We start from the raw sequence: 25,702 nt of genomic DNA, 5'->3' as shown, positions 1-25,702 counted from the left end.
AATGGAATAGCTTATTGCGGCGAATTATGGATGACAAAGGAGCCCTTCATGTTTAAAGAAATTTGGTTCCCGCTCCTTAGCGGATTGGCACTGTTTCTATTCGGAATGAAAACGATGGAGCTTGCCCTGCATGCTTGGGCTGGCCCCTACCTGCAGCGGTTTCTACACCGTTCTACCCGCACCCCTATACATGGAATGCTGTTCAGCACAGGCATGACAGCCGTACTGCAGAGCAGCACGGCCATAACGGTCATTACGATAGGTCTGGTCAATGCCGGTATTATGAACTTCTCCCGAACGCTCGGCATCATTCTAGGCACCAATATCGGCACTTGTCTGACAACCGAGTTGATTAGTCTAAATATAAGCCAATTCGCCAAGCCCCTCCTCTTCCTGTCCTTAGCCGGATGGTTCATTGGGGCATTGGCCGACGAATATCAGCCTAAGCTGCTGCATCGCATCGCCTCTTGGTGGCCGCCGCTCCAATTCGGCTCCCTTGCCGCGGCAGGCTTCGCCTTCATTATGCTCGGCATTGAATGGATGAAGCAGATTAGTGAGCCGCTGCAGCAGCGCGGACTATTCACTTGGTTCTTGGAACGATCAAGCGACAGTCTGCTCTGGGCGCTGGCAGCGGGCGTCGTCATAACAGCACTCGTGCACAGCAGTGCAGCTATTATTGCAATGGCCATGGGATTATCAGCTACCGGGGCATTACCCGTTGAAGTTGGCATAGCGATCGCAATTGGATCTAATGTTGGCACCTGCTTCACAGCCGTAATTGCTTCACTTGGCGGGACAAGAAGCGGACAGTTCGTCGCCTGGACCCATGTCGTGCTGAACATTGGCGGCGCTGTCCTATTCTATCCTTTTATCAGCCAGATCGGACAGCTTAGCGCCGTATTTGGCTCCGACGCCGCCGGTCAAATTGCACACGCCCAGACCATTTTTAATATTGCAAGTTCCCTCCTGGCCCTGCCTTTGTGTTACCTGCCGGTTTGGAACCGGATCCGTTAACAATTGCAATACCGAAACTCGTTCCGATGCGCGTTGCTCCCGCTTGAATCATTGCGAGCGCTGCGGCGGTATCCCGAATGCCGCCGGAAGCCTTAACGCCCATATGCACAGGTACATGTGCCCGTAACAGACGAATATCTTCCAGCGTTGCCCCGCCCTTGCCGAAGCCGGTCGACGTTTTGACAAAGTGGGCACCAGCCGCTTCCGATGCTTTGCATGCCGCAATCTTGTGCTCTGTATGGAGAATGCCTGTCTCCAAGGTGACCTTGACGATCGCGCGCCCCTCAACCATCCGGACAACCTGGGCGATATCCTGTTCAACAGCCTTCAGATCTCCGCTTAACAGGCTTCCAATCTGCAGCACCATATCGATCTCAGCAGCCCCGTCCTCTACCGCCCGAGCCGCTTCAAATGCCTTGGCTTGACTGGCACTAGCTCCCAATGGAAACCCGCATACCGCCGTCACATTCACGCCGGTTCCATTCAGTAGATCGCGACAAGCGGATACCCAAGCTCCGTTCACGCACACACTGTAGAAGTGATATCGGCTCGCCTCCGCACACAGCTTCTCAATATCGCGCGCTGTCGCTTCCGGCTTAAGCAGGGTGTGATCGATATATGGTGCCAATTGAAGCTGATCCGTCATGCAAACTCTCTCCTTCCTGCAATGTGCAGAGAATTAAAGATTTACGGATATGGACAATTCCTCAAATGCCTTTTGCAGGATGTGGTCGTTGTTATCATATCCGAACTCACGCTGCTTCTCCCACGCTTCTTGCGGACTGTACCACTCTACGCTGCGAATTTCCTCAATTTGCGCATGAAGCTTGCCTTCCTCTGCCTCAACGAGGAAATAATGCACCTCTTTATCAATTGTACCCGCTTGTGGTTGTACATATTGATAATAAATGGTATCGAGTTTGGTATCGATTCGTCCATGAATCCCCGTCTCTTCCCATATTTCACGCAACGCCGTCTGTTCAATCGTCTCTCCGGCCTCCATCTTGCCCTTGGCCAGCGAAATCTTGCCATACCGATCTTGGATCAGTTGGATCTCAATTCCTTCTCCTTTTTTGCGGTAAACGACTCCTCCTGCGGATACTTCCTTCATCGTGCGCACCTCCATTTATGTTCGTTACTCCTATGTATATATCCTAACCGAAAAGAAAGAGGATTTCATCCATTCAGCCATTGCTGAGCGGAGAATCCTCCTCGATTCTTTATTCAGTAGTTTCGGTTGTTTCGTTCTCTAGCTTATTGCATTTTTCTCTATTTCCAATAGCCTATCCTGGTTAGACAAGGCGATTAGGAAGCAACATTTGGCTCCTGGCCAATAACGCGTGTAAGAATACCTTGATTCTCATTCACGCCCGCTTCTGTAATTTTCACACGGCATAATTGGCCAATCAAGGACTCATCTCCTTCGAAGATTACTTGAAGGTAATTGTCCGAGTAGCCCATCAGCATGCCAGCACCTTCATCGCCCTTCGTGTTCCGTTCTGGAATCACATCGACAACTTCTCCAACGAACTTCTGTGCATATTCCAGCTGCATTTGTTCAGACAGATCAATCAGCTCATGAACGCGAGCATGCTTCACTTCTTCATCCACTTGATCCTCCATGCGCGCAGCCGGAGTACCTGTACGCTTCGAATACGGGAATACATGCATTTCAGAGAAGCCCACTTGCTTCATAAATTCATAGCCTTGACGGAAATGCTCATCCGTCTCACCTGGGAAGCCTACAATGACGTCTGTCGTAATCGCCACATTCGGCATTGCCTCGCGAATACGAGCAATCTTCTCCGCGAATTCCTGTGTCGTATATTTGCGGCGCATACGCTTCAATACTTCGTCATTGCCCGCTTGAAGCGGAATATGCAGATGACGACACATTTTCGAGGACTTGTTCAGTACTTCGATCATGCGATCATCAATTTGGCTGGCTTCAATGGAACTGATACGAATACGCTCAAGCCCCTCTACCTTGTCCAAATCCCACAGCAGATCGGTCAAGTCATAGTTCTCCATATCGTCGCCGTATCCACCGGTATGAATCCCTGTGAGTACGATCTCCTTGTAGCCTGCCGCTACGAGCTGGCGAGCCTGATTCAACACACTCTCCGCTTCACGGCTGCGGGATAGACCACGCGACCAAGGAATAATACAGAATGTACAGAAGTTGTTGCACCCTTCTTGAATCTTCAAGAACGCACGCGTCCGCTCTGCGAAATCAGGCACGTCCAACTCCTCGAACGCACGTGTCTTCATAATGTTGCGTACCGCATTAATAGGCTGACGCTGTTCATGCAGCTCACGAATGTAATCCATCAACTTCTCACGATCCTGTGTGCCGATAACGAGATCAACGCCTGGAATGTCAAGAATCTCCGCAGGCGATGTCTGCGCATAGCATCCTGTTACCGCAATAATTGCGTCAGGATTGCGGCGCACAGCGCGACGAATGATTTGACGGCTCTTCTTGTCGCCTGTATTGGTTACGGTACACGTATTAATCAGGTATACATCTGCCGTCTGCTCGAAGTCGACCTGCTCATAGCCTTCATTTTTGAACAATTGCCAGATCGCTTCTGTATCGTAAAAATTGACTTTGCAGCCCAATGTGTAAAATGCTACTGATGGCATCGTTCACATTCCCCCCATTTCTCCGAATTGATACATGATGCAGGCACATGCAGCCATTCCTGCCGTTTCTGCTCGCAATATGCGGCGGCCTAAGCTGACACATCGTGCTCCAGCTTCCACAGCGGAATGAATTTCCTGCGCAGCAAATCCACCCTCAGGCCCGATGACAACCATCATTCGAGCTTGCTTCGCCATACTTCCCTGCATGTCGCCCTGTGTAGGTGCGAACGCTTCTAATACGTCGCGCAGCATCGTCCCTCGCTCATCCTCATAGCAGATAAGAACAAGGTCATAGGATGCGAACTGGGCCGTCAAGGCCTTCCAGTTCATTGATGTTGCGATCGTCGGGATAACATTCCGATGAGACTGCTCAGCTGCTTCCTTCGCAATCTTGCCCCAACGCTCCAAGCGCTTCGCTTCCTTCTTGCTGTCGTATTGAACAACTGTCCGTTCTGAGATGAACGGCATGAAATGCACGGCACCAATCTCCGTGCATTTCTGAATGATAAGTTCCATTTTATCGCCTTTCGGCAAGCTTTGCGCAATGGTTACTTGTACGGCCGGTTCTCGGTCGAAGTCCCGCATCTCGACAATTCGAGCTTCTACCCCATCCGCACCACACTGCTCAATCACGACGACCGCCTCACGCTTCTCCCCATCGCTAACCAATATCTCAGCTCCAGGCTTGAGGCGCATTACGTTCATAATATGGTGGGCATCATTGCCCGTAATTTGTATGCTTTGATCTCCGAACTGCGCGGAGGGCACAAAATATTTCTGCATCGTAATCAACATTCCTCATCATACACGTTTTAAGCGGCATTCGCCAGCATTGTCAACATTTTTCACTCGTATTCTGGATACTCCTTAGACAGCGTGGACAGCTTGCTGTGCGGGCATTCTTAACTGCCTACGATGAACATAGCTGCTCGGGACATCTCCCTCATGATCGGCTGGATCAAGCTGAACAAAGGCCCTAGTGTCTTATCCCGCAACACAGGGATGAACACGATAATCAAGAAGATAAAGATCGACCATTGTTCAATCTGCTGCAGCCGGGAACGTACATGAGCCGGCGCCAAATCTTCCACTATGCGATAGCCGTCAAGCGGCGGCAGTGGAATTAAGTTGAACAAGAACAGCAGGACATTGTTCGAGATCAAGAAGGACAAGAAATAAAATAATGCCAAGTGGATCCGATTCCCAGATCCCACATCGACAAACCCCAATTTAAATCCAAGATGAAGTACCAATGTACCAATGAACGCTAATAGCAAGTTGCTGAGCGGTCCGACTGCGGATACAACAATCCCCATTGCACGCGGCTTTTTGAAGTTGTCCCGATTGACTGGAACAGGCCTTGCCCATCCGAAGCCAGCGATGACGAACAACAGCATACCAAGGAAATCAATATGCTTCGTCGGGTTCAAACTGACGCGGCCAAGCATCTTCGCTGTCGGATCACCAAATTTCCATGCGGAGTAAGCATGTGCAAATTCGTGAACAGTGAACGAAATCAACAGTGACAGTACGAGAAAGGGCAGCAACTCCAGCTTGACTACCAGCAGGCTATTTAGAAAATCCATAAATTGTCCCCTCTCCTCTATTCAAACGGCTTGCGCGCAACGAATGCAATCCAGTCTTCTTCCCGGTGCTTCGCTTCAACAATGAAGCCTTTCGCGAGCAAATCCTGCTCCACGACGTCTTCTTTATTTTTGTAAATGCCTGATGCGATGTAAACTCCACCTGGCTGCAATGCTTCGTAGACATCCGAGACGAACAGCAGAATGATCTCCGCCAAAATATTGGCTACTACGATCTGAACCGGAAGCTGCACGCCAAGCTCCTGCTCCTCATCGGTACCGCTCGTTTTGATAATACTAAGCAGGTCGCCTTCTCGCACTGTTATTTCATCGGCAAGACCGTTCAAGCTGGTATTTTCCTTCGCGCTTAATACCGCAACCGGATCCAGATCAATCGCAAGCACATGCTTGGCGCCAAGCTTGCAGGCTCCAATTGCCAATATGCCTGAGCCTGTCCCAACATCAATGACATCTTCTCCGCCTTGTACGACACTTTCCAAGGTACGCAAGCAGAGCGAGGTCGTCGGATGTGTTCCCGTACCGAATGCCATCCCTGGATCCAGCTCAATAATCTGCTCACCTTCTTGCGCCGTGTAGGACTCCCATGTCGGCTTAATGGTCAATCGCTCTGTAACACGCGCTGGCTTGAAATACTGCTTCCACGCATTTGCCCAGTCATCCTCATGAACCGTCTTCCACGAAATTAGAGCTTCACCCGGATCGATCTGATAGCTTCTGAGTTCCTCAATCCGCTCACGAATGATTGCTTCGACTTCCTTCAAATCCGTGCCATCTGCAAAATATCCTTGTACGACTGCTTGTCCCTCAGGGATATCGTTCAGCGGAGACTGATACAATTCCCCATACGTAGTATCGCGCTGCTTGTTAAGCGTCCCCGATTCTTCAATCGTCACGCCCCCAGCGCCAGCCTCATGCAAAAAGTTCGATATCATTTCAATTGCTTCTTCGGTTGTATGTATCGTTAATTCATGCCAATGCACGATCGTACATCCTCCTATACATCTTAAAATAGCTACACATTCTATTTATTGTACACAAAAACAAAACTCCATACAACGAGCGTTCACTAAGGAGCGCTATCGCTGTGGAGTTTTGCCTCTTTATGTTGATTCATTCAACGCATTATTCAGTTGTCGGCGCTCACTTGGAGGCTTCGCCTAAATGGTCGCGGATGAGCGCATAGGCCCGATCCAGCACGTCCTCTTCAACATCCGCGCTGACCATGTAATAGTCGTCGCCTGCCGTAATACGTATGTCTTGCCCTCTTAATGCCTCCAGCTTGCGCTCACATACATCTGCAGCCGAAGCATGCTCAAAAGTAGCTGTTATGCGTGTCACGACTGTTCCGCACGCTCATCGGCCTGATTCGCACGCTCCAATGCCTTCAAGTCATCGCGATCCGCCTCTTCATACGAAAATTCCACATCCTCAAACTTGCCGTCCGCTGGGACAACCTGTTGATTAACGTCCGCATCTGCCTGCTCGCTGTAAGCGCTTGAGGGGCGGTTATGCGTATCATGGAAATTGTTCATCGGTGCGCCTCCTTCGGGTTCGTCATCAATATATCTCCTCCATAACTTGAGTCAGTTCCCATCAGATTATACATATGGCCTAAATACAGTTGTACATAGTTCTCTAAGAAACAATAAAAAGGATCACAACATACGCATTGAAAATCTCAATACGTTCGTTGTGATCCTTCTCTATGCTCCGACCGAAATTATGAACATATACATGAATGATAAATGGTATAGACAAATCGGCCAATCGCAGTTGTATGAAATTATTGTTAATCTCCGCGGAAAGCACGCTTCATCCGATCAAAGAACGATTCTTCATTCCCGCCGTAGTTCGGATGTTCGCCACTCTTCTCCGCGAATTGGCGAAGCAGCTCCTTCTGCTCGTCAGACAACTTCGTCGGTGTCACGATAACAACCTTCACATGCTGATCGCCTTGACCGGAACCGCGCAGGCGAGGAACCCCTTTGTTACGCAGGCGGAAGAACGTGCCCGTCTGTGTACCAGCCGGTATTTTCAGCTTCACCTTCTCCGTCAGCGTCGGAATTTCAATTTCGTCGCCAAGCGCTGCTTGCGCGAACGTAAGCGGAATCTCGCAATAGATATCGTCCCCGTCACGCTCGAAGAACTCGTGGCGTTTCACACGGATTACGATATACAGATCCCCACTCGGCCCGCCGCGAAGTCCACTTTCCCCTTCTCCGCTCATGCGCAGCTGTGCGCCATCATCGACACCCGCAGGAATGCGGACATGAATTTTGCGCTGCTTCTTCACAGTACCTGCACCGTGACAAGTTCCACACTTCTCACGAATAATTTTGCCTCGGCCTTGACATGTCGAACATGCACGACGGTTGACCATGCGGCCAAACGGCGTATTCTGCACGACTTCTTGCTGTCCTGTTCCGTGGCAAGTCGTACATGCATCTGGCTTCGTTCCCGGCTTCGCTCCAGAACCATAGCATGTGTCGCATTGCTCGGTACGCGGGATGGTAATGTCCATCTCTTTGCCAAATACAGCTTCCTTGAATTCGATCGTCATCGTGTACTGCAAATCTCCGCCACGCTGAGGCGCGTTCGGATCCTTGCTGCGGCCACCGCCGCCGAAGAACATATCGAAGATATCGCCAAATCCGCCGAAGTCGCCTCCGCCACCACCCATACCTTGGTTCGGATCGACATGACCGTATTGGTCATACATTGCCCGTTTTTGATTGTCACTTAGCACATCGTACGCTTCTTTGACTTCCTTGAACTTGTCTTCTGCGTCCGCGGCCTTGTTGACATCCGGGTGATATTGGCGTGCGAGCTTGCGATACGCCTTCTTAATCTCGTCGTCGCCAGAACCTTTGGCAACGCCAAGCACTTCATAATAATCTCGTTTCGCCACTATTCCACCCCCATACGCTTTCGTAGCATACCTCTATAGAAGACTATACGAATTCACTGCAAAAGGAAAGTCAAAGCCGAGTGCTCCCGGCTTTGACCTCACCATCGAAAAGCTTATTTCTTGTCTTCGTCTACGACTTCATAATCAGCATCAACGACGTTGTCTTTCTTCGCTGCGCCTTGCTCTGGCTCTTGGCCTTGTGCTGCTTGCTGAGCTTGAGCAGCTTGCTCATACAGCTTCACAGACAACTGCTGTACGATTTGCGTCAACTCTTCTGTTGCTGCTTTGATCTCGTCAACGTTGTTGCTTTCGAGTGCTTTTTTCACTTTTTCTTTTGCTTCGTTTGCTTTATCTACTTCAGCCTGGTCGACCTTGTCGCCCAAGTCTTTAATTGTTTTCTCCGTTGTGTATACCAATTGGTCAGCGCTGTTCTTCACTTCGACCATTTCTTTGCGCTTGTTGTCTTCTTCCGCATGCATTTCTGCTTCCTTCATCATGCGGTCGATTTCCTCATCGTTCAAGCCGCTGGAGGAAGTAATTGTGATGTTTTGAGTCTTACCAGTACCTTTGTCTTGTGCAGATACTTTTACGATACCATTCGCATCGATATCGAAGCTAACTTCGATTTGTGGCACGCCGCGTGGAGCTGGTGGGATATCCGCCAGCATAAAGCGGCCAAGTGTCTTGTTGTCAGCAGCCATGGAGCGCTCACCTTGAAGCACATGGATTTCTACGCTCGTTTGGTTGTCTGCATAAGTCGAGAACACTTGCGACTTGCTTGTAGGAATCGTAGTGTTGCGCTCGATCATCTTCGTGAATACACCGCCTGCTGTTTCGATACCGAGGGACAATGGTGTTACGTCGAGCAATACAACGTCCTTCACGTCGCCAGTCAATACGCCAGCTTGAACGGCTGCACCAAGTGCAACCACTTCATCCGGGTTAACGCCTTTGTGAGGCTCTTTGCCTGTAAGCTTCTTGATTGCTTCTTGTACCGCTGGGATACGAGTAGAACCGCCGACAAGAACGATCTTGTCGATGTCAGCAGGAGTCATGCCTGCATCTTGCATCGCTTGGCGAGTTGGGCCAAGTGTACGCTCAACCAAGTTCTCAGACAATTCTTCGAACTTCGCACGAGTCAAGTTTACTTCCAAGTGCTGAGGCACTCCATCAACAACCGTGATGAATGGCAAGCTGATTGTTGTTGTCATTACGCCAGACAATTCTTTTTTCGCTTTTTCAGCAGCATCTTTCAAGCGTTGCACAGCTGCTTTGTCTTTAGCCAAGTCAATGCCATGCTCTTTCTTGAATTCTGCAGCCAAGTAATCGATGATAACTTGGTCGAAGTCGTCGCCGCCCAATTGGTTGTCGCCGCTTGTCGCTTTAACTTCGAAGAAGCCGTCGCCGAGCTCAAGGATCGATACGTCGAATGTACCGCCGCCCAAGTCGTATACGAGGATCGTTTGATCGTTTTCTTTGTCTGCGCCGTAAGCAAGTGCTGCCGCTGTAGGCTCGTTGACGATACGAAGAACTTCAAGACCTGCGATTTTACCAGCGTCCTTCGTTGCTTGACGTTGGGAATCGTTGAAGTATGCAGGAACTGTGATTACGGCTTGAGTAACCGGTTGACCCAAATAAGCTTCTGCATCGGATTTCAATTTTTGCAAAATGATTGCGGAAAGCTCTTGCGGTGTGAAGTCTTTGCCATCAATTGATGTTTTATGGTTTGTTCCCATATGACGCTTAATGGAGATCACGGTACGATCAGGATTTGTGATCGCTTGACGCTTCGCTGTTTCACCAACAACGCGCTCTCCATCCTTCTTGAAACCTAATACGGAAGGGGTTGTGCGCGCACCTTCTGGGTTCGGGATAACGACAGCTTCGCCGCCTTCCATAACCGCAACGCAAGAGTTTGTTGTACCTAAGTCAATACCAATTACTTTACTCATGAATATATCCTCCTCTAACTAACTTCGATTCTCATTTATCATGAATTTCTTAATGTGATGTGCTCATACATTGGCCGTGTAATCCGGCTTGTACGTTCACGTTATCCGCTAACTTTGACCATTGCCGGACGCAATACTTTGTCCTTCAGCAAGTAGCCCTTCTGCAGTTCTTCAACTACAGTGCCTTCTTCAAATTCATCTGTTTCGACTGTCATTACCGCTTGATGGAATTCTGGATTGAAAGGCTGGCCGACAGCTTCCATCGGCTTCACACCTTCCTGCTCCAGCACTTGGCCCAACTGGCGGAAGATCATGTCTACCCCTTTGATGAATGATTCAGCTTCGCTCGCCGCTTGCTCAGTTGCAAGTGCGCGCTCGAAGTTGTCGAGCACAGGAAGCAGCTCGGTAACGAGCTTCGCAGAAGCATACTTCGCGAGATCTTCCTTCTCCTTCAGTGTGCGGCGGCGGAAGTTATCGAAGTCTGCCTGCGCACGCAAGAAGCGCTGCTGGTATTCCTCTGCTTCTGCTTTTGCTTTGGCAGGCTCAGCATCCTCCACTGCACCTTCGCTCGAAGAAGTATTCCCTTCGCTGGACTCCGCTGTCGCGTTATCAGCAGCAGGAATGTCTTCTGTATGATTATGGGCAGCTTGTGCCGCCTCTTCATTCATCGTTTCAGTTGCGATGTTCTCTTCTTTTTCTGGGTTCAACCCCTTCACCTCCCCTTCGTAGTTCAATACTTTTATCTATAGTTGCATATACATTGTTACCTAGTTTTAGCTCAGGCGAGCGTTCTCCAATCAGGATTGTGCTCTCATCTTAATTACCGTATGGATGCGAAGCACCGCTGCGGCTACTTCTCCTGCAGCACGCAAAGCATGCAGCTTCACGGCTGCCGGGTCATAAATGCCCGCCTGTGCATAATCGAGCAATGCTCCTGAATCGCAGTCAATGCCGATTGCATCATTGTTCGAGGCAAGCTGCGCCGCGCGCGCCTCCTCCAGCTTCTCAAGCGGATTGAATCCGGCATTGAGCACGATCTGTGCCATTGGCTTGCGCAGTGCCTGTGCGACGGCAGCGATGCCGAATGCCTCCATGCCGCGCACACTCTCGCGGTAGCGCTCCAGCCGATAGGCGAGCGCTACCTCTGTCGTGCCTCCGCCAGGAAGCACGCCGCCTTGAATGGCGGCCTGCAGCGCGGAGGCGGCATCTTGGGCGATGCGTGCTCGCTCGCCCACCACCTCGCGCGTGCTTGCGCCGACGATGAGCGTCACCTGCGGGCGCTGCGGCGCCGAAGCTGGATCCGGGACGGAGCCGGCTTCGGCGTTCCGGGCTGTGTGGCCCGGCGGTGCCGGGGCATACAGCCGTACGCGCTCCAGGCGCTCATCGTAGCGAGCGCAGGCGGTGCGCCCGAGCAGCGGCTCCAGCTCGCTGCGCTGCTTCGCAAGCGCTGTGCGCTTCAGCGGCTTGGCACCGCTTAGCCGGCAGACGCGCATAATATCCTCGCGGCTAACGCGCTGCACGACCATCATATCGTGATCCAGACAATATTGTTCCGCATCGGGATGAATACCGCGCTCCAGTACGATAAATCCTACACCAAGCTCGTTAAGTTGTTCGAGCATATGCATGAAACGAGCCTGTTCCGCCATATACTGCTGGAAGCCAGCTTCCGTCGTCAGCAGCTGCTCATCAAGCGCCACTGGCTCCAAGCTGTCCTGCAATACGAGTACCCGGCAGTTCAATCGCTCTGGCAGCCAATCCCGCTGCAGCGGCTTCTGCTTGAGCATTACACCGTGGAACCATTCATTCTCTGCCTTCTCATGCGCGACAATACTGTCTGCATACCGATAATTCGTTTGTCCTAGCTGTTCCCAGCCTACCGCCTGTCCGGCTTCAAGCACGAGCTGCACAATATCCTTTTGCTCTCGTCCTGCTATATGTACAGCGCGATGGAGCCGATCATCACTCCATCCGCTAAGCGGCACCGCGCGATGGCGAAGTTCCTCGCATGCGGCCGCAACCCCATGCATAAGTCCTGTAACCACCTTAGCGGCTGGAACACCGCGTGTGACTTGGGCTACTCCCTCTTGTACCAATGCACCTGCAAGGACGGTAGCCGTAGTCGTGCCATCGCCAACTTCATGCTGCTGTGCACGCGCCACTTGAATGAGCAGCTTGGCAGCCGGGTGGGATACGTCCATCTTCTCTAGAATCGTAACCCCGTCATTCGTAATAATGACCTCGCCGTCCCCCCCAACGAGCATGACATCAAGACCCTTGGGACCTAGCGTTCCTTCTACTGCTGCGCACAAGGCACGAACAGCCCCTGCATTATTGAGAAGCGTCGCATAACGCTCATCGGTCTCCTGCACATGTCCGCTTGCTTGAGTCATGACGACGCCTCCTTTACCTTGATTCGTTATTTATTCCAGCGCTGCGGCAGCAACGCAAATTGACTCGTTAAATGATTCATCAAATTGATGACCTTCGCATACTCCATGCGAGTTGGCCCCAATACGCCTATCGTTCCCAGCGTCTGGCCATCTATCGTATATGTCGCCGTAATCAAGCTGCAATTGGCAATCGCCTCATGTGGATTTTCCTGCCCGATACGGACTTGGATACCGGTGGGCGCACTGCCTACGACCTTGATAAGCGTCGGTGTTTCCTCAAGCAGCTCCCAGATCGTCTTAATCTTATCAACGTCCTTGAACTCAGGCTGCGCCAACATATTAGTTGTTCCGCTCAAGAATACTTCACGATGGTTGTCATCCCCGATGAGCACACTCTCAACCAGTGTCATCAGTTCTTGCACATGAGAGACGTATCTGCCCATCTCATTGCCGACCTCCGTATATAATTGAGAACGAAGCTTATATAATGGAACACCGACGAGCTTCGCGTTGAGCAAGTTCACAACCTGCTCAAGCTCCGACACCGAGATCCCCGGAGGGATCGGTACTGTCTTATTCTCAACATGCCCCGTATTGGTAACAACAATAGCTACTGCAGTATCCTCGTTCAACGGAAGCAGCTGAAAATGGCGGAAGGAAGCTTCAAATACTTCTGGGCCGAGCGCAATCGACGTATAGTTCGTCATCTGCGACAATATCGAAGCCGTATGCTGCACGATTTCTTCCATTGCCGTTATTTTTTCCGCGAACGCGGATTTCAATCGGCCAACCTCTTCACTCGACAACTTATCCAACTGGACTAAGTTATCAACATAGTAGCGATATCCCTTTTGGGAAGGAATGCGACCTGCAGACGTATGCGGCTGCTCCAAAAAGCCGAGCTCTTCCAGATCGGCCATCTCATTGCGAATGGTCGCCGGACTAAATCCGACATCGCCGCGCTTGGAGATGCTGCGGGAACCCACCGGTTCCGCAAAACGGATATAATCATCAATGATGGCATTCAAAATCATACGTTGTCGTTCCGTCAACATGCGCATTCCCTCCTCGTGAATGTTCTAGCTGTAGTCGTTAGCACTCATCAACGTCGAGTGCTAACCGTTAATACAAAAATACCAAACGGACGAGACCATTGTCAAGTCAGTTCGGTACTTTGGGCGTGCCTATTTTGTATGTAGAACCGTAATCAGCAATATTATTGGTCGAGCACATATTATGATTGTTGCCAAGCCACTATATCTTAAGGACTTTATCTTCAATTATATAGTGGCTTGAATTGCCTGAATAGTAGACTAGGGAAAGAGTTTAGTGTCCTTACAATATTTAATAAAGTAAAAAACACTGCTTATCCTCTCTAAGTAGGTAAAAGTATTTTATTGTGTATTCTTAAAAATCATTTGTATCATTGATTAATCCAGATGCGAAGAAGAGGAAGTTCTATAATCGAACCTATTTACCACCCAAAACAAGAGAGGAAGAATTATCTCACTCCGTTTCTTATCTTTGCTTCTAATGTCATCCTACAATTTACTCTAACCTTCATAACATGGTAAAATATAGGTAATAAATTGATTGGAAGGGGGGAGGAGATTGGAAGTTACGGCCATCAAAAAAATCGGGGAACTTTTACAAGAAACCAGACGTGCATCAAATATAAAATTAACTCACAACCTTCATTATAAATCAGTTGTCTCCTATGTATTAGGGCTTTCTCAGGCGTACATCCATTTTTACATTACGAACGATTACAAGCAAAGTTAAACGGTCTCAGTCCGATGGAACTCAGGATCAAGACCGCTTAATTGGTTCTTATTTTTTGTACTGTCTACTTGACGGGGTCAGTCCTTTTGTACCTGATTTAGGGTCTCTAATATAACCACTTCCGGATCTTCACCAAATCAATCCAGCACCTTCATCACTGCGATCTCATCACAGCAATGGAGCTTGCTGCAATGAATGCAATCCGTCCATACCTTCTCTGGGAAGATCTCTTTTTCTACAATATCAAAGCCATTTTTCTGAAAGAACTTCGATTCATAGGTTAAGGCCATAACTTTGGGGATAGCTCGCGCCTTTGCTTCTATTAGCAGTTCATCCACTAGCATTGTTCCGATGCCTCTCCCTTTAAAATCAGGCGATATGCCCAATGAGCGAATTTCAACCAAGTCAGCTCCAAGCTGGCAGAGCGAGCCGCAGCCAATTAGCTCCCCTTCCCATTCGGCAACGACAAAATGCTCAATCTGCTTCGCCAGCACCTCTCTGGAACGAGGAAGCATAATACCTTGCTGTGCATAAAATTGAATAAGCTCTGCCAATGATTCAATATCGTTCTCATCTGCCTTGCGAATCGTTGCTACCATAAGTATAGTCCCTCCAACCCAATCTCTATCTATGGATGTACATCTCTGATCGACTCCAAAATATGTACGTATTAATATACAACCAACTGCATATATTATCAAGACTATTTTTACCTGCTTCTTCCTTATGTGTAACCGCCATATTAGCGACTTCAAGCAACATCATGTCCATTACTCTTTATGTAAAATACGTAAACGAAGAGAGGCCTGAGCAGATTCTGATGATACCTCTACAGACATAGCGACTATTACAGGCAGGCACCATATCGGAATTATTCCTTCTCTTTTTACAACAAATAAAAAAACGAGCAAGAGAAACAAATCCATGTTCTCAAGCTCGTTTTATCAATCATTGTATCTATTACTGTACCTGCTACAATACATATACGGTTACGATGCCGTTGCCCGTTTAGAGACTACCATTTCTATCGTATCGTGCAACTGTTATTCCTTCGCATTGAGTGTACCCACAAACTCTCCGAACACATTATTGCCAAACAGCAGTCCTTGCTCCGTCAGACGGTATCCGTCATCTGTAGCTTCGATTAATCCCTGTTTCAACAGTCGGCGAATCGGATCAGAGAATACTTTATCCAGCAGCGCCCCATTGAACTGCGACGCGAAGCGTGTGCTGCTCACACCCTCCAGCAAGCGAAGACCCACCATCATGAAGTCCTCCATCGCTTCACTCTCTTCAATGGTGAACGAATCGAGTCTCGGCAAGCTCTGCTTGCAGGCCTCCACATAGGGATTAACGCCTTTAATGTTCAGATGGCGTCCCCGATTCACATAACCGTGCGCACCTGCACCAATGCCGTAGTAATCCTCATTGCGCCAGTAGACGGTGTTATGACGGCTCTCATAGCCAGGCTTCGCAAAATTACTGATCTCATATTGCTCATATCCAGCTGCCTTCATCCGATCCATAATGAGCATATACATATCCAGCTCATCCTCTTCGCTAGGCAGCGGAAGCTCATTGCGATGGTACATGGCATGGAACAAAGTGTTCTCCTCTACCTTCAGGCTGTATATCGACAAATGAGGCAAATTCAGCTCCAATGCCTTCGTCACACTATGATCGAGCATTTCGACCGTCTGATTCGGCAAGCCGAACATCAAGTCGATGGACATATTGCTGAAGCCCGCCTTATGTGCATTCTCAATACTGCGATACACATCATCCGTATTATGAATGCGGCCAATGCCATGAAGAAGATCGTTATTAAACGACTGGACTCCGAAGCTGATCCGGTTCACTCCTCCGTCTCGCATCGCCCGCAGCTTGTCTAAATCCGTCGTACCCGGGTTGGATTCCATACTGAACTCAATCGAGGGACTCCAGTTCGGAAATGCCTTACGAACGGACTCCAAGAAGTAAGACATTTGATCTGGCGTCAAGACCGTTGGGGTACCGCCGCCTACAAATATCGTGTCAATGACGCCTGGAGGATACTGCTCCACTGTATGTGCCATCTCCTGCTCCATCGCCCGCAAATAATCCATAACAGGCTGTCCTTTCAGTACGTAGGAGTTAAAATCACAGTAATGGCATTTGTTCGTACAAAATGGAATATGAATATATACCGCGCGTGGAGCACGTGTCGGTATTGATGCTTGCTCTGGTGAAGGTTGATTCGCCGGCATGGCGAGACCCTCCTTTCATGGCTGTATGACACCAGCCTATCTATAATTATGATCTTTCTAAAAAAGAGGAGGCGTTCCGCCCCCTCCTCCGAATTAGTTATCGTCGATTTTCAATACGGCCATGAACGCTTCCTGCGGCACCTCAACGCTGCCGACCTGCTTCATGCGCTTCTTCCCTTCCTTCTGCTTCTCAAGAAGCTTCCGCTTACGGGAAATATCGCCGCCGTAACATTTCGCGAGTACATTTTTACGCATTGCCTTAACCGTTTCACGCGCAATAATCTTCGTTCCGATAGACGCCTGCACTGGTACCTCGAACATTTGACGCGGAATCAGTCCACGCAGTTTCTCACAAATGAGTTTACCACGATGGTAGGCACGATCCTTGTGCACGATAACAGACAGCGCATCGACTTGCTCGTTGTTAAGCATGATGTCCATCTTCACAAGATTAGACCTGCGGTAACCGGACAATTCATAGTCGAAGGATGCATATCCTTTTGTGCTTGATTTCAATTGATCGAAGAAGTCATATACGATCTCCGACAATGGAATTTGATACGTAATTGTTACGCGTGTCGTATCCAGATACTGCATATCCACAAAATCACCGCGTTTGCCTTGGCACAGTTCCATAATCGCTCCGACGAAATCGTTAGGAACGATAATAGATGCTTTGACATAAGGCTCTTCTACAAAATCGATCTTTCCCTGCTCTGGATAATTCGACGGGTTATCGATGTCTAGAGAAGTGCCATTCGTCAACGTAACGCGATAGATAACGCTTGGTGCTGTCGTAATGAGCGGAATATTGAATTCACGCTCAATTCTCTCCTGGATAATCTCCATATGCAGAAGACCAAGGAAGCCACAGCGGAAACCAAAGCCCAGCGCTGAGGAAGTTTCCGGTTCGAATGTAAGAGACGCATCGTTCAATTGCAGCTTCTCCAACGCATCCCGCAGATCGTTATAATCCGATGTTTCGATCGGATACAAGCCGCAGAATACCATTGGATTGATCCGACGGTAACCTGGAAGCGGCTCCAGAGTCGGCTTCTTCGCATCCGTGATCGTATCACCGACACGAGTATCCCCTACATTTTTAATACCAGCTACAACAAAGCCAACATCGCCAACATTAAGTTCATCGACAATTGACATGCGCGGCTTGAACGCACCAACCTCGATAACTTCAAATGTCTTATCCGTTGCCATCATTTTAATTTTGCTGCCCGCGCGAATTGCACCGTCGATAACGCGAACGTACACGATTACGCCTTTATACGGGTCATAATGGGAGTCGAAGATAAGCGCCTTAAGCGGCTCTTCTGGATCCCCTGTTGGAGCAGGGACCTTCTGCACCACTTGCTCCAGAATTTCCTTAATTCCGATACCTGCTTTGGCAGAAGCATGAACCGCCTCAGAGCAATCCAGACCGATAACTTCTTCGATCTCCTGCTTCACACGGTCAGGCTCTGCACTTGGAAGGTCAATCTTATTAATAACCGGGATGATCTCCAAATCATTATCTAGCGCCAAATATACGTTCGCCAGCGTCTGAGCCTCAATCCCTTGCGCAGCGTCTACAACGAGCAAGGCGCCTTCACAAGCAGCCAAGCTGCGGGATACTTCGTACGTGAAGTCGACGTGTCCCGGTGTATCAATCAGGTTCAGGATATACTCTTCACCGTCATCTGCTGTGTAGTTCAAGCGCACAGCCTGCAATTTAATGGTTATCCCACGCTCACGCTCCAGATCCATCTGATCGAGTACTTGAGCTTGCATTTCACGGGACGTTAACGCCCCGGTATATTCTAATATCCGGTCGGCGAGTGTTGATTTACCATGGTCAATATGTGCTATGATGCAAAAATTCCGAATTTTCTTTTGTCGTGACAGCAATTCCGTCATTCGATTTCAATACCCCCACCACTATGCCAAGATTCAATTTATTTATTATACCGGAATGACCCTCTAACAGCAATGGGGGCATGCAATCCTCTCATCCTGGTAACCTTTAAGGCACACACATGTCGCTTAGAATAGTCCATTGAACAAGCCAACAACCGCTTGAATACCAGCTTGCGATGCACGCTGCAGCATACCCGCCGTCTTGTCCGCCAATTGATTCACAGTAGCATCTTTTACCGGAGGAAGAGGCGCTACATTCGTATTGTTGATATCATTTTCATGATTATTCGTCGTATTACGCTCGGTATCTGCTGATGTATTACGATACTCTTCTATAGGAGCGGACTCGTTAACTGTCAAACGCGAGTTATCTTGAGCGGCAGCATCTTCGTTCATTCGGCGATTATCCGTCGGCAGATTGTCTCGATTCGAATTAGCCCTGGAATATCGTTCAGTCGACTCTGGGGCGCTTGTCATGCGGGATGGATTGATCGGGCCATATATACGCTCAATCCCTGAAGTAGTGATTTCCATGCCGATAAATACACCAAGCGTTAGCAATACCACGATGCCGATCAGTTGTTTCATAAACCGTGTCATGCAAGCGCCCTCCTTGGGTTATCCCTTCGTCCCTACAGATTTCGACTGCGTTTTACCCATCACTGTTTTGCCGACATCTTTCCCGTTCGTTGGATTTGGAATTGGCTTATTGACTGGTTTGGCATCCTTTTTCTTCTGGACAATGTCTGCGATATAATCAGCTAATATGTCAGCAGTACGGTATAATTCCTCCATTGTGTTATCCACACCGCCAACTTCAATAACGACACTATTTGGTGAAAGCGATTGATTATACTCTCCATTGCCTTGTAATGCAGTCTTGCCGAATATTCCCCGGGAAATCCCTGGGTAGTTCTTCTCGAGACGTTCATGGATCTCATTTGCAAACTGCTCATTCTTCTTCCAATTTGGATTTAAGTGTCCGATTATAAAATAAACCCTTGCATAATCCTTCCCTTTAACTGTTACAGTGGATTCCTTGCGTCTATTCGAATCCCGATGAATGTCGAAGAAAAATTGCAGTTCCTGATTCGCGCTCATTGCCTGCTTCACCGTCTGCTTCGAATACTTATAGGACATGTTCCAGTTGTAGCCCTCTACACTGGAAGAATAGTCTTTGTTGGAATGGGAAGCTCCAATTCCTCTCTTCTCCAGTTGCTCCTGCAGACGCTTGCCTACAAGCGTAATATTCTTCTTGGGATCATTCGGATTGCTGCTTTCTTTTTTTAACAAAGGATTGAAGGATTCACGGTTATGAGAATGATAGATGAACACAACCTTGCGTAATTTCGAGTCTCCTTCTGTTTGCGTGGGAGAATCCCCTTTATCTGTTCCTGGTTTTGTTGGTTGATCTGTGGACTTAGGTGGTTCTTCTGTCCCATTATCGTTCTCGTCTATAACTTCACCATGCGTCACATCTTGTGGAGGCTCTCCGCCATGCTCACCCTGTGCATTCCCACCTTTGTCTAAGGACGTTGGATAATCCTGCGGTTCGATGCCTGTCTGATTGCCAATACTTAGACGAAGTGGAATTGCGGCATCTCTATTAATCCCTGGCACTTCACCAGCTAGCAGCGTTTTCGGGTCAAGCGGATTCACATTCGTTGCAAGTCTTACAAGGAATTGAGCCACTTGATTGCGTGTGAGTGTGGCCTCCCCTTCCCCTTGTGGAAGACTCGGCATCTCCAAAGCCATCATGTCTACGAAGAATCGCGTCGAGAGCTGTGCTGCAACACCCTTCATGGAAGACAAGGGAGAGGAATTCAGCTTATTCTCCGCCATTCCTCCTAGACCTAATACGATAAAAAACATAGCCGTTCCGATAGACAACAATGCAAACGTCCGCCCCATGACAAGCGCCTGCAGCCATTTCCGCTTCCACTTTCCTACATTAAATGTCCGAAACATGTGCTGTCCTCCTTCATCCGTATCCCCTCTCAGCTCAGCTAAGGATGATTCATCTAAGAGAGTACGTTTACTAGAATCTATGAGGACAATCTATGAAATAGAACAATTAATAAATGTAAAATAAGGAACATAAGCATTATAACAATAGACTCTATGAGTCTACCGAAGCTGGGAAGGTGAAAATGATAGATGTTCCCTCGCCAAGTATGCTTCTGGCTATCACCGTACCCCCATGCAATTCTGCCAATTGTTTAGCAATCGCCATCCCCAATCCCGACCCGCGTACAGATTCATCCGTAGAAGTCCCTCGATAATAACGATTGAAAAGGTTTGATAAAGTCTGCTCGTCCATCCCATTCCCATCATCAAAAAACATTACCTCTAGTTCTTGCTCCTTACGGGCTACCTGTACATGCAGCTTCGTCTCCGGCGGATTATGTAAGAAGACGTTTGCACATACATTATCGATCATTCTCCGGAAATAACGCGGATCTAGCGAGAATAGAACCTCTTCTTCTGGCATCGAACAGACGATACGTTCGGTCGCATTTTCAGGCAGCGGCTGCAAATGTCTCAATTCTTCTCGGAGCCAATCCCGCAAATCCACGATTTCCAACTGCAAGGGGAGACTCCCGCTTTGAAGTCGATAGGTTAAATTCAGCTCTTGAATAAGCTCATCCATTACCTCTGCCTTCTGTTTCATCATATTTGCAAATTCGGCGATTTCTTGCTCTGACCATCTATATTGAGGGGCATTTAAGAGATGCGCATATCCTATAATGGATGCAAGCGGTGTTTTCATATCATGCGAGATGCCCGCGAGCCATTCTTCCCTCAGTCTTTCATTCCCCTTCCGCGCTTCATCCGCTTCCTGCAAACGCTGGGCCATGCGTTCTAGCGCATGAATCACATCCCCGTAAATCCGATAGTTCCGTTTCCATTTGCCATTGGACTTCTGCGAACGAGGGATTCCACGCGCGTTTACTGGCTCCTTATAATTCCCGATCTGGATCTGCCCCGTCCAATTCATAATATGCTGGAGCGGTCTAGCAAGCCGGGCACTCTGCCACCATGCCATTCCAATAAAAACAAGGATCATTAGGACAATGACAGCTGATACGGCTATCCAGATTAACTGGATGTTGCTGCTTACTGCAAATCCTGCCACATGGATTGATGACTCTGTTGAAATGTGAGGGCGGTACAGCAGCCATGTTTCCTTCGTCTGAGGTTCATAGCGGTAGGATAGACTCCAGCCGTATCGTTCAGGATACGCACTACGAAGGCCGATATCATATGCGGCATACTGTGTAATCCACTCTCCCGGCTTGCGCCATGATTGCAGTTCTTTACCGTCCCTATTAATATGTTGAACCCAAGCTCTCTCATCACGCAGCATCTTATCAGCTTCCCCGAATGCATCTTCCGTTCCCTTCGCTCTGGCAGCCAGCCATCGTTCAAGCAATATGTCTTTGGAGGAATCAACACCAAATAATACGGTGATCATATGGTTATTAATACTTGTTACATAGACACCTAGATGATAAGGGAAAGGAACATTCTTCTCCGAGTAAGCAGTAATCTCTCCAGTCGAATAATGATTCGGAACATCCGGCGGTACATGATATGACTTGATCACGTCCCCCTTCTCATTTACAATTTGCAGCCAGCCCCCGCTTGTATGGACGCGTTTTAGCAATTCATCATCCCATGTAACTCTACCTTCATCATCAATTGAAATTGATTCTGAGATGAACCCCCACCCATTACGCATAAAATTGCGATTAAGTTCAAGCTCATTCATCCGATCGACCATCCAGCCGAAGGTAATCAACACGAAGAACAGCAAAATTACCCCAATCAATATCCATTGACCACCATAATGCCACGCCAAACGCTTCCCCGTCTTCATCTGTTGTCTCCCTGTGCGTATATTGGCTCTGATTGATCATCCTCTTCCTTCTCAGGCGGGACAAGCTTGTATCCTAGTCCTCGAACCGTGACCAGCAGACGTGGATTGCTCGGTTGATCCTCAATTCGCTCCCGTATTCGGTGAATGTGAACCATGACCGTGTTATCATCGCTGAGCGAATTATACCCCCACACTCGCTCATACAATTCCGATTTCGAGAAAATCCGATTCGGGTGTTCGCAAAAGAACAACAGCAATTGGAATACCATTGCCGGACACTCCGTAACTTTCCCCCGAACACGAAGCTCTCCTGCAGCCGCATCAAGCTGGAAATCACCATAGCGATATATCCGCTCGACCTCCGGGAAAGCAGTTACAGTTGAAGGTTCTGACTTCCCCTTATTCGTCATATAACGCTTCAACAATGCTTTGGCTCGCGCAGCCAATTCCAATGGATTGAACGGCTTCGTAACGTAATCATCTCCACCCAGTGCAAAGCCAGTTAGCTTATCAAGATCCGTCGTTCTCGCTGTCACAAAAATAATTGGGGCATCACATTTCTGGCGAATAAAAGGAGCGATATCAAAACCGCTCTTCCCCGGCAGCATCACATCCAATATGATTAAATCCATTTGTGAATTATCGATACAACGGATTGCCTCTTCTCCCGTCGAGACACAAGTTATGTATTCCATGCCTTCCTTTTGCAGCACTGCTTGAACCATCTTGCTCAGCGCGAGTTCATCCTCAACGATGAGAATGCGTGCCTCTTGCAAATTCATATCCTCCATCTCCCATTCACTGTGAGATTTATATTTTTATCCTACTTTTGTGCCCATTGTATCACACTGTTCTACCCCCTTTATCACCGCTTTCTTAACGCAACCTTAACTCTTTCGGCAGAATGCCTTCAAAATTAAGAAACTAATGAGCTCCTGTTTTCTTTCTGTTCAGCTTTGTATTTTACAATGGCTTCAGTGGGTTGACCTAAACCATTCATGATGAAGCATGAAGGTTAAGTAGAAAGGGTTGAGAAAATGACGAATTCAAAAAGCTGGTTCGCTGCGCTTTCCGTATGCCTCGCAATTAGCATGACTCCCTCATTAGCATCTGCTGCAGAACAAAAAACGAAAGCTGCTACAGGAAGCACAACAGTAGGCAACGGAGCCATTGCAGAATTCAAATTTGCAAATGTACAGCAGCTTACAGCAGAGTCCATTTCCACATGGATACAACAGCGTGACGGAGCAAAATTGTATAGCTACTTTTCAGCAGAAATGAAACAAATTGCATCTGAAGAAGGATTCAGTACGCTTCTCCGTAATTTTTGGAACAAAGATGAGATTCCCTTACAAATAATCGAATACAGCCTAAATGGAGCGAGACATTTAGCTTTAACCGATGAAGCAGGGTTGAAGGGAATCAATATATGGATTATTGATGATCAAATCACTGGTATTAAACTGCTTCCATTGCAGAAGCAGGAATCCGACAATCACCCAACTTTGCAAGTGTATGGTCTTCCATTTACGGATCAATGGTTCGTGGGACACGGAGGAAGGAACGTACTCGTCAACTACCATTATGCTTACCCGAACCAGCGCTACGCCTATGACTTCATCATCGTCCGTGACGGATTGAGTTATCAGAACGACCCAACTAAAAATGAGAGTTATTTCGCATTTGGCCAGCAAGTACTTGCTCCGGGTGATGGCAAAGTAGTTCGAGTCGTAAACAACATCGAAGATAATTCACCTGGAGGCGTATCCAATGTACAGCAACTAGAAGGCAATGTAGTCGTTATCGATCATGGCAATGGAGAATTCAGTAGTCTTGCTCATTTCAAAAAGGACAGTATTGTGGTCAAAGTGGGAGACTCGATCAAGAAAGGACAATTGTTAGGGCAATGCGGTAACTCTGGAAATTCAAGCGAGCCGCATATTCACTATCAAGTGTCGGATTCACCTGACATGATGAAGGGACGATCTATTCGCATTTCCTTCGAAAACGAAATCGACCCGATAAGGGGCCAATTCATTCAAGGACAAAGCCAATCCATCAAGTAACATTCGAACGCTAGTTCAGCTAGCTGTTTATATACCGTTTAGACATTACCATTACAATCACATCCAGATAACCCACATTTAATAACAACATTCCAAGCTTTTATCGAAAGGATGGCAGAATATGAAACCTACTCCAAGAAAAATCGCATTGCTATCTGCATGCATGGCACTGAGCATGCTTGTACCGTTAACCGCCGCTGCTGAACAAAAAGATGGGAATAAAGCCCCCATCTCGACTTCTGTAGCAGGCCAGATCGTGTCTGTACAGGAAAAAGCCAATGTCCAAATTACACAGCAGCAGGTTGAACAGTGGATCCAAGAACGAAACGGCTCGCAATTGTACCGCTATTTGTCCAAGGAACTAAAAGAAGCAATACCGGAAGGCTATCTGCCGAAGCTGCTTCAAGCACTATGGAAAGAGGGCGAGCGTCCCACCCTTGCCGCCCACAAGAGCTTCAGTGGTATTGAATCCTATGTATGGACAGATGCAACTGGGCTGCGAGGAATTCAAACAGGGATAGCGGGCAATCAGATCGTAACTTTACAAATGTACCCGCTTCACAAATGGGAGTCTGATCTTCATCCAACCAAACAAGCCTATAAGCCACCGTTTGTGGGACAATGGTTTGTGTTCTGGGGCGGCAATAATGAGTTCTTGAACTATCATTACGAATCATTAGTACAGCGGTATGCCTATGATCTGATCATGGAGCGTGATGGATTCAGCTACAAAGGTGATCCGACGAAAAATGAAAGTTACTATGCATTTGGCCAACCAGTCGTAGCCCCGCGAGACGGAACCGTCGTTCGAGTGGAGAACAATATTGCAGACAATTATCCCGTTGGCGTTCCAAATGAGAAGGATATGGCAGGGAATTACGTGGTCATTGATCATGGCAACGGGGAATACAGCATGCTTGCTCATTTCAAGAAAGGAAGCGTTGTTGTCAAAAAGGGGGACGTTGTCAAGCAAGGCCAACTGCTAGGAGAGTGTGGGAATTCAGGAAATTCAAGCGAACCCCACATTCATTTCCAAGTATCTGATACACCGCAGTTCGAAGAGGGCATGTCGATCCGCATTCGTTTTGAAGGCGGGATTGAGCCCGTGTTCGGCCAAACGATTACAGGCCAAAGTGCTGTCGCAACGAAGTAAGCAGCTATGAATGCTCACTTACTTACTTTATGATGCAGCTTCTATGAAATGAGATATCGATTCTTCATAGAAAGATAACGACGAATAGATTCGTCAGAGAACAAGCGAAAAGATCGAGTGCAGGCACATTAAGGAGGCCCGAACTCG

The 25,702-nt window shown here is 48.2% G+C and carries 23 protein-coding genes; 3 read left to right on the top strand and 20 right to left on the bottom strand.

Annotated elements, in window-relative coordinates; translation table 11 throughout:
• The first annotated feature begins 48 nt into the window (after positions 1–48).
• Positions 49–1,014 (top strand): Na/Pi cotransporter family protein, encoded by a 966-nt coding sequence (locus ABN764_RS17715; RefSeq protein WP_090511373.1) that lies wholly within the window; start codon positions 49–51, stop codon positions 1,012–1,014.
• Here ABN764_RS17715 and deoC read toward each other — a convergent pair.
• The 20 genes from deoC to ABN764_RS17615 all read right to left on the bottom strand — a co-directional run bounded on the left by deoC (position 947) and on the right by ABN764_RS17615 (position 23,118).
• Positions 947–1,660, bottom strand: a complete 714-nt coding sequence (gene deoC, locus ABN764_RS17710; RefSeq protein ID WP_446672660.1) for a deoxyribose-phosphate aldolase — start codon at positions 1,658–1,660, stop codon at positions 947–949. The two genes, ABN764_RS17715 and deoC, sit on opposite strands and share 68 nt — an antisense overlap.
• 33 nt (positions 1,661–1,693) lie before the next feature.
• Entirely contained in the window at positions 1,694–2,134 is a 441-nt protein-coding gene (locus tag ABN764_RS17705) for an NUDIX hydrolase (RefSeq protein WP_174810366.1), read from the bottom strand.
• A gap of 185 nt (positions 2,135–2,319) precedes the next feature.
• Positions 2,320–3,660: a tRNA (N(6)-L-threonylcarbamoyladenosine(37)-C(2))-methylthiotransferase MtaB gene (mtaB, locus tag ABN764_RS17700; protein WP_021256818.1), complete on the bottom strand. Its 1,341-nt coding sequence runs from the start codon at positions 3,658–3,660 to the stop codon at positions 2,320–2,322.
• 3 nt (positions 3,661–3,663) lie between these two features.
• Entirely contained in the window at positions 3,664–4,443 is a 780-nt protein-coding gene (locus ABN764_RS17695) for a 16S rRNA (uracil(1498)-N(3))-methyltransferase (protein ID WP_446672659.1), read from the bottom strand.
• 119 nt (positions 4,444–4,562) lie between these two features.
• Positions 4,563–5,246 carry a site-2 protease family protein gene (locus ABN764_RS17690; protein WP_021256820.1) on the bottom strand — a complete coding sequence of 228 codons (684 nt, stop codon included), beginning with the start codon at positions 5,244–5,246 and terminating at the stop codon, positions 4,563–4,565.
• A 17-nt stretch (positions 5,247–5,263) separates the two neighbouring features.
• Positions 5,264–6,244 (bottom strand): 50S ribosomal protein L11 methyltransferase, encoded by a 981-nt coding sequence (gene prmA, locus ABN764_RS17685; protein ID WP_446672658.1) that lies wholly within the window; start codon positions 6,242–6,244, stop codon positions 5,264–5,266.
• A gap of 160 nt (positions 6,245–6,404) precedes the next feature.
• Entirely contained in the window at positions 6,405–6,602 is a 198-nt protein-coding gene (locus ABN764_RS17680; RefSeq protein WP_021256822.1) for a hypothetical protein, read from the bottom strand.
• Positions 6,599–6,796: a YfhD family protein gene (locus tag ABN764_RS17675; protein WP_021256823.1), complete on the bottom strand. Its 198-nt coding sequence runs from the start codon at positions 6,794–6,796 to the stop codon at positions 6,599–6,601. The genes ABN764_RS17680 and ABN764_RS17675 overlap by 4 nt, the downstream gene beginning before the upstream one ends.
• A gap of 257 nt (positions 6,797–7,053) precedes the next feature.
• Positions 7,054–8,175 (bottom strand): molecular chaperone DnaJ, encoded by a 1,122-nt coding sequence (gene dnaJ, locus ABN764_RS17670; RefSeq protein WP_036592446.1) that lies wholly within the window; start codon positions 8,173–8,175, stop codon positions 7,054–7,056.
• A 110-nt stretch (positions 8,176–8,285) separates the two neighbouring features.
• Positions 8,286–10,124, bottom strand: coding sequence for a molecular chaperone DnaK (dnaK, locus tag ABN764_RS17665; RefSeq protein WP_021256825.1), 1,839 nt, complete (start codon positions 10,122–10,124; stop codon positions 8,286–8,288).
• 101 nt (positions 10,125–10,225) lie between these two features.
• The gene (gene grpE / locus ABN764_RS17660) at positions 10,226–10,792 is read right to left on the bottom strand and encodes a nucleotide exchange factor GrpE (protein ID WP_446672730.1); all 567 of its coding nucleotides are present in this window, start codon (positions 10,790–10,792) and stop codon (positions 10,226–10,228) included.
• Positions 10,793–10,921: 129 nt separating this feature from the next.
• Positions 10,922–12,517, bottom strand: a complete 1,596-nt coding sequence (locus ABN764_RS17655; protein WP_251482533.1) for a TCP-1/cpn60 chaperonin family protein — start codon at positions 12,515–12,517, stop codon at positions 10,922–10,924.
• 26 nt (positions 12,518–12,543) lie between these two features.
• Positions 12,544–13,572: a heat-inducible transcriptional repressor HrcA gene (gene hrcA, locus ABN764_RS17650; RefSeq protein WP_021256828.1), complete on the bottom strand. Its 1,029-nt coding sequence runs from the start codon at positions 13,570–13,572 to the stop codon at positions 12,544–12,546.
• An 864-nt stretch (positions 13,573–14,436) separates the two neighbouring features.
• Positions 14,437–14,898, bottom strand: coding sequence for an N-acetyltransferase (locus tag ABN764_RS17645; protein WP_044356348.1), 462 nt, complete (start codon positions 14,896–14,898; stop codon positions 14,437–14,439).
• Between the two features lie 444 nt (positions 14,899–15,342).
• Entirely contained in the window at positions 15,343–16,545 is a 1,203-nt protein-coding gene (gene hemW, locus ABN764_RS17640; RefSeq protein WP_446672657.1) for a radical SAM family heme chaperone HemW, read from the bottom strand.
• Positions 16,546–16,638: 93 nt separating this feature from the next.
• Positions 16,639–18,456, bottom strand: coding sequence for a translation elongation factor 4 (lepA, locus tag ABN764_RS17635; RefSeq protein ID WP_021256832.1), 1,818 nt, complete (start codon positions 18,454–18,456; stop codon positions 16,639–16,641).
• 126 nt (positions 18,457–18,582) lie between these two features.
• Positions 18,583–19,056 carry a DUF3679 domain-containing protein gene (locus tag ABN764_RS17630; protein WP_174808593.1) on the bottom strand — a complete coding sequence of 158 codons (474 nt, stop codon included), beginning with the start codon at positions 19,054–19,056 and terminating at the stop codon, positions 18,583–18,585.
• A gap of 18 nt (positions 19,057–19,074) precedes the next feature.
• Positions 19,075–20,424, bottom strand: coding sequence for a stage II sporulation protein P (locus tag ABN764_RS17625; RefSeq protein WP_446672656.1), 1,350 nt, complete (start codon positions 20,422–20,424; stop codon positions 19,075–19,077).
• A gap of 151 nt (positions 20,425–20,575) precedes the next feature.
• Positions 20,576–22,336, bottom strand: coding sequence for a sensor histidine kinase (locus tag ABN764_RS17620; RefSeq protein ID WP_446672655.1), 1,761 nt, complete (start codon positions 22,334–22,336; stop codon positions 20,576–20,578).
• Entirely contained in the window at positions 22,333–23,118 is a 786-nt protein-coding gene (locus tag ABN764_RS17615) for a response regulator transcription factor (RefSeq protein ID WP_446672654.1), read from the bottom strand. The genes ABN764_RS17620 and ABN764_RS17615 overlap by 4 nt, the downstream gene beginning before the upstream one ends.
• Before the next feature lie 255 nt (positions 23,119–23,373).
• Between ABN764_RS17615 and ABN764_RS17610 the strand changes: the two genes are divergently transcribed.
• Both ABN764_RS17610 and ABN764_RS17605 read left to right on the top strand, forming a co-directional pair.
• Positions 23,374–24,402 carry a M23 family metallopeptidase gene (locus tag ABN764_RS17610; RefSeq protein ID WP_446672653.1) on the top strand — a complete coding sequence of 343 codons (1,029 nt, stop codon included), beginning with the start codon at positions 23,374–23,376 and terminating at the stop codon, positions 24,400–24,402.
• 121 nt (positions 24,403–24,523) lie between these two features.
• A complete protein-coding gene (locus tag ABN764_RS17605; protein WP_446672652.1) occupies positions 24,524–25,555 on the top strand; it encodes a M23 family metallopeptidase in 1,032 nt (343 codons plus the stop codon).
• The last annotated feature ends 147 nt before the right edge of the window (positions 25,556–25,702 follow it).

The organism is Paenibacillus wuxiensis, from assembly GCF_040195695.1.
Classification (GTDB): domain Bacteria; phylum Bacillota; class Bacilli; order Paenibacillales; family Paenibacillaceae; genus Paenibacillus_B; species Paenibacillus_B suaedae.
This window is presented reverse-complemented; position numbering and strand designations above follow the sequence as displayed.